Genomic DNA, 17,441 nt, shown 5'->3' on the forward strand with positions numbered 1-17,441 from the left:
GCCACTTCCATTATATGCCATTCAACACCTCTCAAACCGGTTGGCGCGCTCGCATCGAACGGCGGCTGACCGGCGCCCGGGAGTTCGTCGACGACACCGACCCGGAGGCGCTGGCCGTGGTCACCGCCTCGATGGGAGCGCTACTGACCGCCTTCATCGGCTTCCTGCTCGCCTCGCCGTGGACCGCCGTTCCGTTCGGGGCGTTTCTCCTCGTCACCGGCTACGGCTGGGCGCGCCATCAGGCGCTCGTCGCCCGCGCGATCTCCCTCGCGATGACGACGGTGACGCTCCTCACGCTCGGCCTCATCGTCGTGTTCATCTTCGCCGAGTCGATCCCGGCGTTTCGGTACGAGACGGCGAGCGTCTTCGGCGTCTCCGTTCCCGGCGCCGGGATGTTCACACAGGCGCGCTGGGACGCCGTCTCGGACCCCGTTCGCTACTCGCTGCTCCCGATGATCCACGGGACGGTGATGGTGACGACCATCGCGACGCTCGTGGCGGCCCCGCTCGGCGTCGCCGCGGCGCTCTTCATCGCCGAGATCGCGCCGCCGCGGGTCCGCGAACTCGTCAAGCCGGGCATCGAGATACTGGCGGGCATCCCCTCGATCGTCTACGGCTTCATCGGGTTCACCGTGATCAACCCGTGGGCAAGTGGGGCGTTCGACCTCAACGGCGGCTCGACGTACCTGTTCGTCGGGATGGTCGTCGGGCTGATGGCGCTGCCGACGGTCGTCTCCGTGGCCGAGGACGCGCTGACGAGCGTCCCGGACGTGATGAAGGACGGCTCGCTCGCGCTCGGGGCGACCGACTGGCAGTCGATGACCTCGATCACGCTGCCGGCGGCCTTCTCCGGCGTCTCGGCGGCCGTCCTGCTCGGCGTCGGGCGAGCGATCGGCGAGACGATGGCCGCGACGGTGATGCTGGCCGGCGTCCCGCGGATAAGCGACCCCCTCGTGAACGTCTTCTACGGCTACGAGACGCTCACCTCCCTCATCGCCCGCGGCTACGGGAGCGCGAACGGCGTCCACGAGAGCGCGCTGTTCGCCGCCGGGGTCGTCCTGTTCGTGACCGTGTTGTGCCTGAGCATCGGCTCGCAGTACATCGAGGCGCGTATGCGTCGCCGCCTCGGGGGTGCGGAATGAGCCGCGCCACGCGGACCGCGCTCGTTCGGGACGACCGCACGCTGTACGAGGCGGTCGCCGGGACCGCCGTCGGTCTCTCCGGGGTCGCGTTCGTCGTCGGCCTGACGGCGCTTCTGGGACTCGTCGGGATCGACGACCCCGTCGCCGGCGTCGGGCTGTCTGTCGCGCTCGGAGCGCTGCTGCTCGCGCTCGGCGCGTCGGTCGTCGGCTTCGGGATGGCCTCGCGGTTCGGGTTCGTCGACGCCGCGCCCCAGCCCAGCGCGGGGATCGTCGCCGCGGTCGCGTTCACTGCGATCTGGGGCGCCGTGGGCGCGGCCGCGTCCGGTGCGGCGGGGGTCGGGACGGGCGGTCGGCTCGCCCTCGGGGCGGTCCTCGGCGGAACCGCGTTCGCGGCGACCGCGTTCCCCCGCGAGGACGTCGGATCGACGGCGCCAGCGGGCGCGCTCGCGGTCCTCTGTGGGCTCTCGCTCCTCACTGGCCTCATCGCCCCCGGGTGGGAGCGCGCGCTCGACGGGTACAACGCGACGCTGTTCGGCGACACCGTCGTTCCGGCGGTCGTGCTGTTCGCCTCGCTGGTGACCGGCTGGAGCGCCGCGAAGGCGTACGGCGGGTTCGGCGCTCGCGGCCGCAACGTCGGCGCCTATGTGCTCATCTACCTCGTCGTCGGCTCGATACTGGCGGTGCTGGTCGGACTCGTCGCCTTCGTCGCCGCGAAGGGGCTCCCCGGGCTGTTCAACGGCTTCTCCCTCGGGGGGTCGGGGCTCGTCAGTTGGCCGTTCCTGACAAGCGGCGCCGGCCTGACGGCCGAGGTCGCGGGCGTGTTCCCCGCCCTCCTCGGGACGATATGGCTGGTCGCCGGCGCCGTCCTCTTCGCCGTGCCGACCGGGGTCGGCGCCGCCGTGTTCCTCAGCGAGTACGCCGAGCAGGGCCGGTTCACGGGGGCGGTCGAGGTGGCGACCAACGGCCTCTGGAGCACGCCGAGCATCGTGTTCGGCCTGTTCGGCGCCGCCTTCCTGATCCCGCGGTTCGGTAACCAGAAGTCGCTGATCGCCGGCATGTTGACGCTCGGCTTCATGCTGCTGCCGCTGGTGTTGATCACGAGCCGGGAGGCGATACTCGCGGTCCCCGACGAGTACCGCGACGCCAGCGCGGCGCTCGGCGTCTCGAAGTGGCAGACGGTCCGCAGCGTCGTCCTCCCCGCGGCGATCCCCGGTGTGACCACTGGCGTCATCCTCGGCGTCGGACGCATCGCCGGCGAGACCGCCCCGATCCTGCTGACGATGGGCGGCGGCGTCCTCCCGGCGAAGTCGGCCGCTCCGGACGTGCTGGGAAGCTTCCGACTGAGCGCGTCGCCGCCGTTCGTCAGCAACCCCTCGCTGTTGGAGGCGACGAGCGCGCTCCCGTATCAGCTGTACGCGCTCATCACCGCGGGCCTGAGCGGCAACATCCAGAATCCACAGGAGTACGCGTGGGGGCTGGCGCTGACGCTGCTGCTCGTCGTGCTGGCCTTCTACGCGGTCGGTATCGCGACGCGCTACTACTTCAGGCGGAAACTACACCAATGAGTCAGACAGACGCAGCGGAACCCGTGGCGAACCGCACCGACGGCCAGGGGGTCTCCACGACCGCCGGCGAGACCGTCGAAGAGACGCGCCCGGAGTGGACGAGCTACGAGGCCGGCGGCGAGACGAAGTTCGCCGTCGACGACCTCGACGTCCACTACGGCGACGACCACGCGCTGAAGGGCGTCTCCATGGACATCCCCGAGCGGAGCGTGACGGCGCTGATCGGCCCGTCCGGCTGCGGCAAGTCGACGTTCCTCCGGTGTCTCAACCGGATGAACGACCGCATCCGTGCGGCCAGCGTCGACGGAACCGTCGAGCTCGACGGCGAGGACGTGTATCAGGACGGCGTCGACCTCGTCGAGCTACGCAAGCGGGTCGGGATGGTGTTTCAGAGCCCCAACCCCTTCCCCAAGTCGATCCGCGAGAACGTGTCGTACGGTCCGCGGAAACACGGCGACATCGAGACGGGACTCCTCGCCCGACTGACCGGGCGCGCGGAGCCCGACCGCGAGGAGGCGCTCGTCGAGCGGTCGCTCGAACGGGCCGCGCTGTGGGAGGAAGTGAGCGATCGACTGGACGACAACGCGCTCGGGCTGTCGGGCGGGCAACAACAGCGCCTCTGTATCGCCCGGTGCCTGGCGGTCGATCCGGAGGTCATCCTCATGGACGAACCGGCCTCGGCGCTCGACCCCATCGCCACCTCGAAGATCGAGGACCTCATCGAGGACCTCGCGCAGGACTACACGGTCGTCGTCGTCACCCACAGCATGCAGCAGGCGGCCCGCGTCTCCGACCAGACCGCGGTCTTCCTGACCGGCGGCGAGCTCGTCGAGTACGACGACACCGAGAAGATCTTCGAGAACCCCGAGAGCCAGCGCGTCGAGGATTACATCAGCGGAAAGTTCGGGTGATCACCGTGCCGCGAGAGGACTACCGCGACTCGCTGGACGAGCTGCGCGCCGACGTCGAGTCGATGGGAACGGCGGTGCTCGACCAGCTCTCGCGGTCGCTCGACGCCCTCGAGACGGACGACCGCGGGCTGGCCCGCGAAGTGATCGCCGGCGACGAGCGCGTCAACCGGCGGTACCTCGACCTCGAAAGCGACTGTATCGACCTGATCGCGCTCCAACAGCCCGTCGCCTCCGACCTGCGCTTCGTCGCCGCCTCGTTCAAGATCCTCACCGACGTAGAGCGGGTCGGCGACCTCGCGACGAACCTCGCCCGGCACGCGCTCGCCGCCCGACCGGACGAGATCGCCGAGGTCCGGGTCCGGGAGATCGGCGAGACGGCCCGCGACCAGGTCCGAGCGGCCCTCCAAGCCTACGTCGACGCCGACCCAGCCGCGTGTCGGGCGATCGCCGAGCGGGACGACGAGCTCGACGCCTCGTGTCAGCACGCCAGCGAGACCGTCGTCCGCGAGCTCGTCGCCAGCGAACCCGACCGCTGGGAGGTCGAACAGCTGCTCGACGGCGTGTCGCGGTTGCTGCTCACGATTCGGGACCTGGAACGGGTCGGCGACCACGCCGTCAACATCGCCGCGCGCACGCTGTACGCGACCGACGGCGATCCCGAGCTGATCTACTGACAATGGAGACCAGAAAGCTCCAGGAGGTCGGCGGCGGGACGTTCACCGTCTCGATCCCGAGGGGGTGGGCGACGACTCACGGCTTCGAGGTCGGCATGGAGCTCCAGCTGTACACGCACCGCGACGGGTCGATACTCGTCCGGTCCTCCGAGGCGGACGTCGACCGCCTCGACGACGCGACGATCGACGTCGACGGGGGGACCGATGCCGCCGAACGTGCCGTGCGAACGGCCTACGCGGTGGGGTTCGAGACGGCGACACTGCGTCGCCCGGACGGGTTCGACGACGCGGAGCGCAAGGCGGTCCGATCGACGACGCGGGACTTGGTCGGGATGAACGTCCTCAGCGAGTCCGACACGGAAGTCACGGTCGGGCACCTCTTGGACGCGTCGTCCGTCTCCGTCTGTCAGTCGGTCGTCCAGCTACAGTACGTGGTCGGTTCGCTCCTCCGCGACGCGGCCGAGAGCTTCGCCGAGGCCGCGGACACGAACGCGCGGGTCCGCGACCGCGCCGACGAGGCGCGCCGCTCGGCGGAGATGGTCACGCGACACTTCTCGCGGTCGCTGGTCTCGCACGCCGAGCTCGACGCGCTCGGCGTCTCCCGCCCCGAGCTGTTCGCGTACCACGCGACCGCCCGTCGCCTCGGAACGCTCGCGGACCTATCCGTTCGCATCGAACGCACCGGCGAACGCCTCTCCGAGCCGCCCGCGGCCGAGCCGGCCGAAGCCGTGCGCTCCGCCGCCGACGACGTCGCGTGCGCCGTCGACGACGCGGTGACCGCCGTTCTCGACGACGATCCGACGGAGGTCCGGCGGGCGAGGGGTCGCTGTGACGACGCCGAAGACGCCATCGAAGCCGTCGAACGGCGGGCGTACGACGGGGCCGCTTCGGGAACGGCTCCCGGGACGGCCGCCCTCTCGGCCGTTACCTGTCACCTACGGCGGGCCGTCGAGTGCGGTCGGTCCGTGGCCGACACCGCGGCGAGATCCGCGGTCCGCGCCGAGAACGTCGACGGCTGACCGTCCGTCCGAGCGGTCGTCGCACCGCGGGTGCGGTCCGTCACTCGGCTTCGGGCCGGTGTTCCGCGACGACGGCCTCCACCTCGCCCCACGCGACCGGCGGCTCCATCGCGGCGAGCGCCTCGTCGAGCGCGGTCAGCCGGTCGCCGAACCGCGCGACCCACTCGGGGTCCGCCTGCGAAGCGAGCCGGTCCCCGACCGCCCCGTGGCGGCCCTGTACCTCGTCGATCTGCGGCTCGATCCCCGACGGCGCGGGAGCGCCCTCGCGTTCGGCCCACCTCCGAAGCGCCGCCAGCTCCGCCCGGAGATCGGCGATCAGCAGCGACGCGACGCGGTGGCGGACCCGCGCGGCGGCCCACGTCCGTCCCGCTTCGCTCTCCGGACCGCTGCCGTCGCCACCGAGGGCTTCGGAGAGCTCGTCGAGCTCCTCGATCGACTCCGCGACCGCGTCGACGTCGCCGTCGAGCTCCGCGGCCCGTCGGTCGGGGTCGGTGAGCCACTCCTCGAAGGAGCCGAGCTCGAACTGGAGGTCGTCGGCGGCGCGTTGGACCTCGGTCGCGGCGGTCGTCAGCCGCCTGATCCGTCGCGCGACCTCGTAGAGGTCGCCCTCCGCTCTCATCGCGAGAACCTCCTGAACGGCCTCGCCGAGCGCGTCAGACCGGTCCTCGACCGCGTCGAGGCGCGCATCGAAGTCGCCGAGGCGCGTCGACACGAGATCGAGGTCCGCGACCGGTGAAGCGGTCTCCCGCGCGCCGTCCAGCTTCTCGGCAGCGAGTTCCACCCGCGTCTCGGCGGTCGTCACCACCTTCGACGCGTTCGCGAGCGCGTCGTCGACGGCCGCCCGACGGACCGTCCCGTCCCGCGCCACGATCGCGAGCGTCTCCCGTCGCTCGCCGAGGTCCCTCTCGTCGTCGTTGACGAGCTCGGCCGCCCGCTCCGTGGACATCCCGTCGAGGTTCGTCGAGCCGCCGTCCGACGCCGTCTCAGTCATGCGACCTCTGTTTCCCCGTTCGTCGGCCGTTCGCTGTCGTTCACGTTTCATCTCAAGTCACTCCACGGACGCGGTCGGCGGGCTGAGTCCCGCCCGTCAGGACCTCGATCCGACCGCCCGCGTTACGGCGGTCCGGCTCGCGCTCGGCGAACGCCGCCGCCATCTGGCTCCGGCCCGCGTTCTGGACGCAGACGAACGCGGTCCGACGGTCCGGCCGATTGTGGTGGCTCACGGCCCGTTATGCGGGAGGTATCACTATAATCGTTACTTGGGACCGCTACCGAGAGATATAGAGCAATATAGCGATCCGAACACTGTTCACACTGCGGGGAGGACCGCGAACGACAAATTCTATATCGCGACATGAGATTTATCAAGCCAGAGCCGGTCGAACCCCACAGCTGACCGCACGCTCGATTTTCACGCCCGATCCGGCGTTTCGGCGGCGATCGACCGGCTTTTTTCCCGCCGGACCCTCGCCCGCGACATGGCCGACGAGTTCGACCCGGAGAAGTTCGAGGACAAGTACGCGCACTACTTCAACGAGCTCCAGCGGGCGTACAAGAACGCGTTCGAGCAGATGAACGACCGGTACGACTCGGAGCTGATCCACGGGATCGACCAGACCGTGCTCAACGAGTCGGAGCCGTTCTACGAGGACGGCGAGTTCCGCGTCGAACTCCCGGAGAACCCGCGCGAGCGCATCCGCGGCGCCGTCGCGGTCGACGACGAGACGTTCGAGGAGACGTTGGAGGAGTACGTTGAGCGGATCGAGTCCGAGCTGTACCGGACCCTCGGCGTCGATCGGCCGGAGTGATTCGACGAGGCGCGTCACCCGCCGGAATCCGCCCGAACCAAAGGCATAAGCCCGCCGCCCGCCAACTCGCGGGCATGAGCACGGACACCGACGCGGCTGACGCGGAAAACGAACTCCGCGAGCGGATCACGAACTTCCTGCGGCGCAACTTCCCGCAGATCCAGATGCACGGCGGGAGCGCCGCCATCGCCCACCTCGACCGCGAGAAGGGCGAGGTCACGGTCCAGCTCGGCGGCGCCTGTTCCGGCTGCGGTATCTCCCCGATGACGATCCAGGCGATCAAGTCCCGGATGGTCAAGGAGATTCCCGAGATCGAGACGGTCCACGCCGACACCGGCGCGTCCGCCGGCGCGGACGGCGACCTCGGCGGCACCAGCAGCGGCGGCGGCATGTCTCCCTCCTTCCCCGGCGAGACGACCGACGACGACGGCGGCGACGACGAAGGCCCCCAGGCCCCGTTCTGAGTCGGTCCGAACCGCGACGCTCTCCTCTCTCTTTCCGCTTCGCCAGTCGCATCACTGTTCGCCGATACTCAGGCGTTTTAGGGCCGAAGAGTCGTTGTAGCGGCCTTTTTCTCGTTTCTGCTGTGTCTCCCCGGCGACTCTGATTAAATTGTATATCGCTATATCGAATCCGATCCGTCGGTCCCGCTCGGTCCGACTGAAGGCTTTTTCTCCCCGGCAGCCGTGGGGAGTTGCTATGTACCATCGCGAGGTCGAACCCACGGCGGAGTACGTCGCGCGGTTCGAGACGGGCGCCGACTGGCGCGAGGAGATAGAGAGCCTCGCACGCGAGGAGGACGTCGAGGCCGGCTGGTTCACGGCGCTCGGCGCGGTCCAGGACGCGGACGTCTGGTTCTACGACCAGGAGGAGACCGAGTACCGCTCGGTGACGTTCGACGAGCCGCTGGAGGTGGCCGCCTGCGTGGGCAACGTCTCGCTCCTGGAAGGAGACGTTTTCGCGCACACCCACGCTGTGCTGTCGCGACCGAGCGGCCAGGCGCTCGCGGGCCACCTCGACTCCGCGACCGTCTGGGCCGGCGAGTGCCACCTGCGCGCGTTCGCCGAGCCGCTGGAGCGCTCGCACGACGAGGCGACCGACCTCGACCTGTGGCTGTGACCCGCCGAACGCGCCGCGTGATTCCCTCGACCGAGGCCCGATGAGACCGGACGACGAGCGCTACTTCGCGCGGATCGAGGAGCGGCTCGACGAGGCGTGGGACGTGGCGGAGGCGGCCAAAGAGCAGGGCCGGGACCCGGAGCCGGAGATCGAGATCCCGGTCGCCCGCGACATGGCCGACCGCGTCGAGAACATCCTCGGTATCGACGGCGTCGCGGAGCGGGTCCGCGACCTGGAGGGGGAGATGTCCCGCGAGGAGGCCGCCCTGGAGCTCGTCACCGACTTCGTCGACGGCAGCGTCGGCGACTACGACTCCCGCGAGGGGAAGATCGAGGGGGCCGTCCGCACCGCCGTCGCGCTGCTCACCGAGGGCGTCGTCGCCGCGCCGATCGAGGGGATCGACCGCGTCGAACTGCTGGAGAACGACGACGGCACCGAGTTCGTCAACGTCTACTACGCCGGCCCGATCCGCTCGGCGGGCGGGACCGCGCAGGCGCTGTCGGTGCTCGTCGCCGACTACGCCCGGTCGCTGCTGGGCATCGACGAGTACAAGCCGCGCGACGTGGAGGTCGAGCGCTACGCCGAGGAGATCGCCTTATACGACAAGGACACCGGGCTCCAGTACACGCCGAAGGACAAGGAGTCGAAGTTCATCGCGAAGCACATCCCCGTCATGCTCGACGGGGAGGCGACGAGCGACGAGGAGGTCTCGGGGTTCCGCGACCTCGAACGCGTCGACACCAACTCCGCGCGCGGCGGGATGTGCCTCGTCGCCGCCGAGGGGATCGCGCTGAAGGCCCCGAAGATCCAGCGGTACACCCGCGACCTCGACGAGGTCGACTGGCCGTGGCTCCAGGACCTCATCGACGGGACGATCGGGAAGGACGGGGCAGGCGACGGCGACGCCGCGGAGGCGGAAGAGGACGCGGCCGACGCGGAGGGCGGCGACGGCGAGGAGGGCGGCGACGGCGAATCGGACGAGGCGGAGGGCGAGCCCGAGAACGGGGCCGAAGCCGACGGCCCGCCCCGCGCTGACCCCTCCCAGAAGTTCCTCCGGGACCTCATCGCGGGTCGCCCCGTGTTCACCCACCCGAGCGAGGCCGGCGGGTTCCGACTCCGCTACGGTCGCGCGCGAAACCACGGATTCGCGACCGGCGGCGTCCACCCGGCGACGATGCACATCGTCGACGACTTCCTCGCGGCCGGGACGCAGATCAAGACGGAGCGGCCGGGGAAGGCCCACGGCGTCGTCCCCGTCGACTCCATCGAGGGGCCGACGGTCCGGCTCGCGAACGGCGAGGTCCGCCGGATCGACGACCCCGAGGAGGCGAAGGAGGTCCGCAACGGGATCGAGAAGGTGCTCGACCTCGGCGAGTACCTCGTCAACTACGGCGAGTTCGTCGAGAACAACCACCCGCTCGCGCCCGCCTCGTACGCCCCCGAGTGGTGGGTCCAGGAGTTCGAGGCGGCCGGCGCCGACGTTCAGGCCATGGGCGACGACCCGCACGTCGACCTCGACCACCCTGACGTCGACGAGGCGCTCGCGTGGGCGCGCGAGTACGACTGCCCGCTCCACCCCGAGTACACCTACCTCTGGCACGACGTGTCGGTTGACGCGTTCGAGGCGCTCGCCGACGCGGTCGCCGCGGGCGAGGTCGTCGAGGGCGTCCTCGCGGTCGAGCGCACCGAGGCGGTCCGGGACGCGCTGGAGTCGCTTTTGCTCGAACACGCTGCGACCCCGGACGCGCTCCGGATTCCCACGTGGCGCCCGCTCGCGCGGTCGCTCGGGATTGACGACGGGCTCCGGAAGGAGTGGGACGCGGACGACCTCTCGCGGGCCGCTCGCGAGTACGCTGACGGCGAGAACGCGATCCGCGCGGTCAACGAGGTTGCGCCGTTCGAGATCCGCGAGCGCGCGCCGACCCGGATCGGCAACCGGATGGGCCGCCCCGAGAAGTCCGAGAGCCGCGACCTCTCGCCCGCGGTCCACACGCTCTTCCCGATCAACGAGGCGGGCGGCCCGCAGCGCGACGTGGCCGAGGCCGCGAACGTCATGGACGACACGGGACACCGCGGGCGGCACGAACTTCAGGTCTCCGACCGGGTCTGTCCCGACTGCGGCGAGCACACCTACGCCGCGCTCTGTCCCGACTGCGAGACGCACACGGACCCGCACTACGAGTGTAACGACTGCGGCACCGTCTGCGAGCCGGACGAGGCCGGCCGGGTCGAGTGCCCGAACTGCGAGTGGGAGGTGACGGCCGCGACATACCAGGAGGTCGACGTCAACGACGCGTACCGCTCCGCGCTGGAGACGGTCGGCGAGCGCGAGTCCGCCTTCGAGATCCTCAAGGGGGTCCAGGGGCTCACCTCGCGGAACAAGACGCCCGAGCCGATCGAGAAGGGCGTCCTCCGCGCGAAGAACGGCGTCACGTCGTTCAAGGACGGCACGGTCCGGTACGACATGACGGACCTCCCGGTCACCGCGGTCAAGCCCGCGGAACTCGACGTCACCGCCGATCACTTCCGCGAGTTGGGCTACGAGACGGACGTCGACGGCGAGCCGCTCCGTCACGACGACCAGGTGGTCGAGCTCCGGGTCCAGGACATCGTCCTCTCGGACGGCGCGGCCGAGCACATGCTCAAGACCGCCGACTTCGTCGACGACCTGCTCGAACAGTTCTACGGGCTCGACCGCTTCTACGAGGTGAACGAGCGCGACGACCTCGTCGGCGAGCTCGTCTTCGGGATGGCGCCCCACACGAGCGCCGCGACTGTCGGGAGAGTGGTAGGTTTCACCTCGGCCGCCGTGGGATACGCGCATCCGTACTTTCACGCCGCGAAACGTCGGAATTGCTTCCATCCAGAGACGAAAATCTGGTACGAGGACGAGACCGGTAGTTTACGATACGACGAGATCGACGACTTCGTCGAGACGTACCTCGATCAGTCTGAGATCGAGTTCGACGACTTCGGAACGGCGATTGGCGAACTGGAAGGCGTCGACGGAGACCTGTCCGTTCCCGCGGTGACTGCTGACGGAGAGCGAGTCTCTCGACCGGTTGAGGCGGTCAGCAAACATGAAGCCCCGGATCACATGATACAGGTCCGTACGACGTCCGGACGCTCGATAACCGTCACTCCCGATCACGGTGTCCACGTGTACGACGGAGAACAAGACGAGATCGTCAGCAGGGACGCACAGGACCTCGACACGACCGATAAACTGGTCGTTCCTGATTCGATCGGGAGCGACGACTCCGGTCGGAGTCAACAGCGGTTCGATCTGCTTGCCGAGTTCATCCGATCCGAAGCGGTCCCGACCGACCGTCTCATGATAAAGGGACTAGACAAAGATCGGCTGTACGATCTCTTTGAGGACACCTTCGCGGATGACTGGGAGGGACGGTTCTACCCGCTCCAGAGCATGACTGAGGTGTTCGACACGAACAAGAAGACGCTGAGTAACTACTTGTACCGAGAGAGTTTCCCCGCGTCGTATCTAGAGCAGTGCTTCTCTTCGACCGATGATCTCCTCGCGTTCGTTCCCGACGACGTGACGCTCGGGATGAAACGTGACCGCACAGAGATCGATCGGACCGTTGACCTCAACCAGCGCGTCGCAACGCTACTCGGCTACTACGCGGCCGAGGGATTCGCTCGTGAACAGGAGACGCCGAAAGGGACGATCCACCAAACGACAATCTGCGGGACCGAGACGGAAGCGAGGGAGTTCTTCCTCAACGCTTTGCGCGAGGAGTTCGGGGTCGACCCGTACGAAGAGAACAACGCGAAGGTCACCGTATCCGGCCGTCTCCTTCGAGCCTTCTTTGATTCCGTCCTCGACGCTGGCGTGCGTGCAGAGAGCAAACGTGTTCCGGACTCCATCTTCGACGCGCCCGAAAAAACGGTTGGTGCGTACCTGAGCGGGTATTTCAGCGGTGACGGCGGTGTCGACAAGGGCTCTCTCCGGATCACGGCTACGACGGTAAGTGAGGAGCTTCGCGAGGACTTACTCGCGCTCCTACGGCGACTGGACATCCACGCGACGGTCGACCGACCGAAGCGCGTCCTACTTCACGAGAAATTCCCCGAGTTCTACGATGAGAGCGACATGCGGCTGACCTCTCAGACATACGTCATTTCTGTCTCTTCACGGGACGCCGTTCGGTTCTCCGAGATTGCTGGGTTCCACCTCTCTCGGAAGCACGACCGACTCATGGAGAACGTCTCGTCTGTCGACCCGTACGCACCGAAGGTATCGGACGGCGGATCCGGAGAGTACCTCGTCGAGGGCGTCGACGAAGTCGAGATCGTCGAGAGCGACGTTGACCACGTGTACTGTCTCACCGTCGAGGAGACGCACTCCCTCGTTGCGAACGATCTGTCGGTCGATCAATGCGACGGTGACGAGGACTGCGTCATGCTCCTCATGGACGGACTGCTCAACTTCTCGAAAGAATTCCTGCCAGACCAACGCGGCGGGCGGATGGATGCACCCTTAGTGATGTCTTCGCGAATCGACCCCTCGGAGATCGACGACGAGGCGCACAACGTCGACATCGTGCGGGAGTACCCGCTGGAGCTGTACGAGGCGTCGCGCGAGCTGGCCGACCCGGAGGAGGTCGAGGAGCTGATCCAGATCGGCGAGGACACGCTCGGGACCGACGACGAGTACCACGGGTTCGACCACACCCACGACACGACGGACATCGCGATGGGGCCGGACCTGTCGGCGTACAAAACGCTCGGCGACATGATGGAGAAGATGGACGCGCAGCTGGAGCTGGCCCGGAAGCTGCGCGCGGTCGACGAGACGGACGTGGCCGAGCGCGTCATCGAGTACCACTTCCTGCCGGACATCATCGGGAACCTGCGCGCGTTCTCCAGACAGGAGACGCGCTGCCTCGACTGCGGCGAGAAGTACCGTCGGATGCCGCTGACCGGTGAGTGCCGCGAGTGCGGTGGCCGCGTGAACCTCACCGTCCACGAGGGGTCGGTGAGCAAGTACGTCGACACCGCCATCGAGGTCGCGGAGCGGTTCGGCTGCCGGCCCTACACGAAGCAGCGGTTGAAGGTGTTAGAGGGGTCGCTGGAGTCGATCTTCGAGGACGACACGAACAAGCAGTCCGGCATCGCGGACTTCATGTGACGACCGCGGGACGACCCCGCCCCGTCGCGGCCTGTCCCGCGGCGGCGACGGGGTCACTCTCCCCGTCAGGGGAGACCGGCGAGCGGTGGTTGGGTGTACCGACAGCGTGTTCCGGATGACTTCCAGGCTGTGCCTCTCGTCTGCGGGCTGGAAGCCGGTCTCAGTTTGCGTCTCCGCGTTCTTGTATGTGTGGCATGGCATACCAGACTTTTAAAAATGGAACGGCGGTCTGACCGCGGTCGTCGCCGCGCGTTCGATCGGCCGTCGCGCGTGCTCAGTCGCCCGCGCGCGCAGCCTCGACGACCCGCGTGAACTCGCGGGCGGTCTCGGTGATGACCTCGTAGTCGCCGCGCTCGGCGGCGTCGTAGTCGACGAGCGCGCCGCCGGCGCCGACCGCGAACGCGCCCGCGTCGATGTACTCGGCCGCGTTGTCGGGGCTCACGCCGCCGGTCGGCATCATCGGGATCTGGCCGAGCGGACCCTTCATGGCGCCGAGGTGGGCCGGGCCGACGGTCTTCGCGGGGAACACCTTCACGAAGTCCGCGCCGGCCTCGTAGCCGCGGATCGCCTCCGTCGGCGTCATCACGCCCGGGGCGCTGACGGCGCCGTAGCGGTTACACGTCTCGATGACGTCCTCGTGGAGGCTCGGCGAGACGACGAACTCCGCGCCCGCCATCAGCGTGGTCCGGGCCGTCTCGCTGTCGAGGACCGTTCCCGTGCCCACGACGACCTCGTCGTCAAAGGAGCCGGCGACCTCGCCGAGCTTCTCGGCCACGTCCGGCGTGTCGGCCGTGATCTCGACGGCGGTGACCCCGCCCTCGCGCAGCGCCTCGGTGATCTCGATCAGCTGGTCGGCGGGGACTCCGCGCAACACCGCGACGACGCCGCTGTCGACGAGCCGTGAGAGCGTCTCGTTCATACCTCCAGTTTCCCGAGTCGGAACTTAAAACCGCCCCGATGGCCGCAGGCGGTGAGCCCGGGCGCGAGCGCCGCCGTCGACCGCGAACGCCGCCGCCGACAGCGAATGCCGCCGTCGACCGCGAGCGGGGTCCAGTCTCAGCCGCCTGTCCCGTGACACCGGTCGACACGAAATCGGCGGCGATCGGGGGGACTCGCCCGCGAAACGGCCGCGACGAAACACTACCCTTTTGACCCTCCTTTCGGTAACACTCGGTATAATGGGCCGACGCAAGAAGATCGTTCAGGAATGTGAGCGGCTGATGGACACCCCGGAGAACATCCGGAACATCGCCATCGCCGCCCACGTCGACCACGGGAAGACGACGCTCTCCGACAACCTGCTGGCGGGCGCCGGCATGATCTCCGAGGACACCGCGGGCGAGCAGCTCGCGATGGACACGAAGGAGGACGAGCAGGAGCGCGGGATCACCATCGACGCGGCGAACGTCTCGATGACCCACGAGTACGAGGACACCAACCACCTCGTCAACCTCATCGACACCCCGGGCCACGTTGACTTCGGGGGCGACGTCACCCGCGCGATGCGCGCGGTCGACGGTGCGCTGGTGGTCGTCGACGCCGTCGAGGGCGCGATGCCCCAGACGGAGACGGTGCTCCGGCAGGCGCTCCGCGAGGGCGTGAAGCCGACGCTGTTCATCAACAAGGTTGACCGCCTCATCTCGGAGCTCCAGGAGGGGCCCCAAGAGATGCAAGAGCGGCTGATGTCCGTCATCGCCGACGTCAACGAGCTCATCCGCGGGATGGCCGAGAACATGGACGACATCCCCGAGGACTGGACCGTCTCCGTCGAGGACGGCACGGTCGGGTTCGGCTCCGCGCTGTACAAGTGGGGCGTCTCGATGCCCTCGATGCAGCGGACCGGCATGGACTTCGGCGATATCATGGAGCTCGAACAGAACGACAAGCGCCAGGAGCTCCACGAGCGGACGCCGCTGTCGGACGTCGTGCTCGACATGGTCTGCGAGCACTTCCCGAACCCGGTCGACGCCCAGCCCCGCCGCGTCCCGCGCATCTGGCGCGGCGACCCCGAGTCCGACCTGGCCGACACGATGCGGCTGGTCGACGAGGACGGCGAGGTCGTCTTCATGGTCACCGACATCTCGATGGACCCGCACGCGGGCGAGATCGCGACGGGCCGCGTCTTCTCCGGCACGCTGGAGAAGGGCCAGGAGCTGTACGTCTCCGGCACCGCCGGCAAGAACCGCATCCAGAGCGTCGGCCTCTTCATGGGGTCCGAGCGCGAGGAGGTGGACCGCGTCCCGGCAGGGAACATCGCGTCCGTCACCGGACTGCGTGACGCCATCGCCGGTTCCACGGTCTCTTCCGTGGAGATGACGCCGTTCGAGTCGATCGAGCACATCTCCGAGCCGGTCATCACGAAGTCCGTCGAGGCGCAGAACATGGACGACCTGCCGAAGCTCATCGAGACGCTCCAGCAGGTCGCCAAGGAGGACCCGACGATCCAGATCGAGATCAACGAGGACACCGGCGAGCACCTGATCTCCGGGCAGGGCGAGCTCCACCTCGAAGTGATCACCCAGCGGATCCGCGACAACCAGGGTATCCCGGTCATCACCGGGGAGCCGATCGTCGTGTTCCGCGAGCAGCCCCAGGAGTCGTCCCGCGAGGTCGAGGGGCAGTCGCCGAACCGGCACAACAAGTTCTACATCACCGTCGAGCCGATGGACCAGGAGATCGTCGACGCCATCCAGCTCGGCGAGGTCTCGATGGACATGCCCGAACTGGAGCGCCGCGAGGCGCTGCAGGATGCCGGCATGGACAAGGACACCTCGCAGAACGTCGAGGACATCCACCGGACGAACATCCTCATCGACGACACGAAGGGTATCCAGCACCTCAACGAGACGATGGAGCTGGTCCTCGAGGGGCTTCAGGAAGCGCTCGACGACGGCCCGCTGGCCGCCGAGCCGGTCCAGGGGTCGCTGTTCCGCCTCCACGACGCGAAGCTCCACGAGGACACCATCCACCGCGGTCCCGCGCAGGTCATCCCCGCGGTCCGCGACGCGGTCCACCGCGCGCTTATCGACGGCGAGGTCCGCCTGCTGGAGCCGATCCAGGACGTCCGGATCGACGTGCCCAGCGAACACATGGGCGCCGCGTCCGGCGAGATTCAGGGCCGTCGCGGCCGCGTCGACGACATGTACCAGGAGGGCGACCTCATGGTCGTCGAGGGCATCGCGCCCGTCGAGGAGATGATCGGGTTCTCCTCCGACATCCGCTCGGCCACCGAGGGCCGCGCCTCGTGGAACACCGAGAACGCGGGCTTCCGCGTGCTCGTCGACAACCTCCAGCGCGAGAAGATCATGGAGATCCGCGAGCGCAAGGGGATGAAGCTGGAACTGCCGCAGTCGATCGACTACTTCTAAGTCGACGACGCGGTTCGCGCTGCGGTTCCCGGCCGTCTGCGGTTCTCTTCCGCTGATCTCCTCTCTCGGTTCTTTCGACGTCCCGACGCCACTTCGACAGCGGCGCGACTACCTGATCGCCGACCGCCCGCCGACGAGGACGAAGCCCAGTCCGACCGCGACCGCGACGAGCGGCGCGTTCGAGGTCCGGTCCTTCAGGAACGCGGCGTCCGGGTCGGACGGATCGACGTGCGCGGTCGCGGACTCGCCGACGGCGTACTCCGAGACGACCTCGCGGGCCGCCGACTCGGTGTCATAGTTCGGCGAAATCGCAGACGGGAAGACGCTCCCGCTCTCGTAGGCGGTCCCCTCGTACTCGTAGGAGAACCGCACGACCGGGCGGTAGTCGGTGTCCGCGCTGCTGCCGGCCGAGGTCGGCTCCACGCCGAGTTCGGTTATCTCGGCGTCGACCTCGACGGCGTCCGCGACGGCGTTCGACTGCTGGGTGTAGTCGTACGCGCCGTACCCGGTCGCCGCGAGGCCGATGATCAGCATGATGACCGCGCCGCGCCTCGTCTTCGGGCCGCCGATCGAGAGTCCGTCGTCCCCCATCGCTACCTCACCTCGGGGCCGCGGAGGGCGGTTCCGGAGCGGTGGCGTCGCGACCGTCGCCGAACTGCGGGGAGGGAGTTCACACCGGCGCA

At 68.4% G+C, this 17,441-nt stretch carries 14 protein-coding genes; 10 read left to right on the top strand and 4 right to left on the bottom strand.

The window, feature by feature from the left end; genetic code table 11:
• Positions 1-14: 14 nt before the first annotated feature.
• From pstC to C466_RS14705, 5 genes are read left to right on the top strand one after another with little or no spacing between them, the layout of a single operon-like run.
• The gene (gene pstC, locus C466_RS14685) at positions 15-1,142 is read left to right on the top strand and encodes a phosphate ABC transporter permease subunit PstC (RefSeq protein WP_004598648.1); all 1,128 of its coding nucleotides are present in this window, start codon (positions 15-17) and stop codon (positions 1,140-1,142) included.
• A complete protein-coding gene (gene pstA / locus C466_RS14690) occupies positions 1,139-2,707 on the top strand; it encodes a phosphate ABC transporter permease PstA (RefSeq protein WP_004598649.1) in 1,569 nt (522 codons plus the stop codon). The genes pstC and pstA overlap by 4 nt, the downstream gene beginning before the upstream one ends.
• Entirely contained in the window at positions 2,704-3,618 is a 915-nt protein-coding gene (gene pstB / locus C466_RS14695) for a phosphate ABC transporter ATP-binding protein PstB (RefSeq protein ID WP_049902514.1), read from the top strand. Before pstA ends, pstB begins: the two co-directional genes overlap by 4 nt.
• Complete coding sequence (gene phoU, locus C466_RS14700; protein WP_004598651.1) at positions 3,615-4,292, top strand: phosphate signaling complex protein PhoU; 678 nt, start codon at positions 3,615-3,617, stop codon at positions 4,290-4,292. The genes pstB and phoU overlap by 4 nt, the downstream gene beginning before the upstream one ends.
• Positions 4,293-4,294: 2 nt before the next feature.
• Positions 4,295-5,311 (top strand): hypothetical protein, encoded by a 1,017-nt coding sequence (locus C466_RS14705; protein ID WP_004598652.1) that lies wholly within the window; start codon positions 4,295-4,297, stop codon positions 5,309-5,311.
• A 40-nt stretch (positions 5,312-5,351) separates the two neighbouring features.
• Here C466_RS14705 and C466_RS14710 read toward each other — a convergent pair whose 3' ends face one another.
• Positions 5,352-6,302: a hypothetical protein gene (locus C466_RS14710; protein ID WP_004598653.1), complete on the bottom strand. Its 951-nt coding sequence runs from the start codon at positions 6,300-6,302 to the stop codon at positions 5,352-5,354.
• Positions 6,303-6,354: 52 nt separating this feature from the next.
• Positions 6,355-6,534, bottom strand: coding sequence for an arsenate reductase/protein-tyrosine-phosphatase family protein (locus C466_RS17480; protein ID WP_004598654.1), 180 nt, complete (start codon positions 6,532-6,534; stop codon positions 6,355-6,357).
• Between the two features lie 255 nt (positions 6,535-6,789).
• On the opposite strand from C466_RS17480, the gene C466_RS14720 reads away from it, so the two are divergent.
• From C466_RS14720 to polC, 4 genes are all read left to right on the top strand, one after another.
• Positions 6,790-7,119: a DUF5783 family protein gene (locus tag C466_RS14720; RefSeq protein WP_004598655.1), complete on the top strand. Its 330-nt coding sequence runs from the start codon at positions 6,790-6,792 to the stop codon at positions 7,117-7,119.
• Between the two features lie 74 nt (positions 7,120-7,193).
• Positions 7,194-7,583, top strand: a complete 390-nt coding sequence (locus C466_RS14725; protein ID WP_004598656.1) for a NifU family protein — start codon at positions 7,194-7,196, stop codon at positions 7,581-7,583.
• Between the two features lie 235 nt (positions 7,584-7,818).
• A complete protein-coding gene (locus C466_RS14730; RefSeq protein WP_004598657.1) occupies positions 7,819-8,238 on the top strand; it encodes a PPC domain-containing DNA-binding protein in 420 nt (139 codons plus the stop codon).
• Between the two features lie 40 nt (positions 8,239-8,278).
• A complete protein-coding gene (gene polC / locus C466_RS14735; RefSeq protein ID WP_004598658.1) occupies positions 8,279-13,390 on the top strand; it encodes a DNA polymerase II large subunit in 5,112 nt (1,703 codons plus the stop codon).
• A gap of 274 nt (positions 13,391-13,664) precedes the next feature.
• On the opposite strand, the gene C466_RS14740 is transcribed toward polC, so the two are convergent.
• Positions 13,665-14,309: a bifunctional 4-hydroxy-2-oxoglutarate aldolase/2-dehydro-3-deoxy-phosphogluconate aldolase gene (locus tag C466_RS14740; protein WP_004598659.1), complete on the bottom strand. Its 645-nt coding sequence runs from the start codon at positions 14,307-14,309 to the stop codon at positions 13,665-13,667.
• Between the two features lie 259 nt (positions 14,310-14,568).
• Here C466_RS14740 and C466_RS14745 point away from each other — a divergent pair, with 259 nt between their 5' ends.
• Positions 14,569-16,758, top strand: coding sequence for an elongation factor EF-2 (locus C466_RS14745; protein WP_004598660.1), 2,190 nt, complete (start codon positions 14,569-14,571; stop codon positions 16,756-16,758).
• Between the two features lie 108 nt (positions 16,759-16,866).
• Here C466_RS14745 and C466_RS14750 read toward each other — a convergent pair whose 3' ends face one another.
• Positions 16,867-17,349 carry a DUF3592 domain-containing protein gene (locus tag C466_RS14750; RefSeq protein ID WP_004598661.1) on the bottom strand — a complete coding sequence of 161 codons (483 nt, stop codon included), beginning with the start codon at positions 17,347-17,349 and terminating at the stop codon, positions 16,867-16,869.
• Between the last annotated feature and the right edge of the window lie 92 nt (positions 17,350-17,441).

The organism is Halorubrum distributum JCM 10118, from assembly GCF_000337335.1.
Classification (GTDB): Archaea; Halobacteriota; Halobacteria; order Halobacteriales; family Haloferacaceae; genus Halorubrum; species Halorubrum distributum.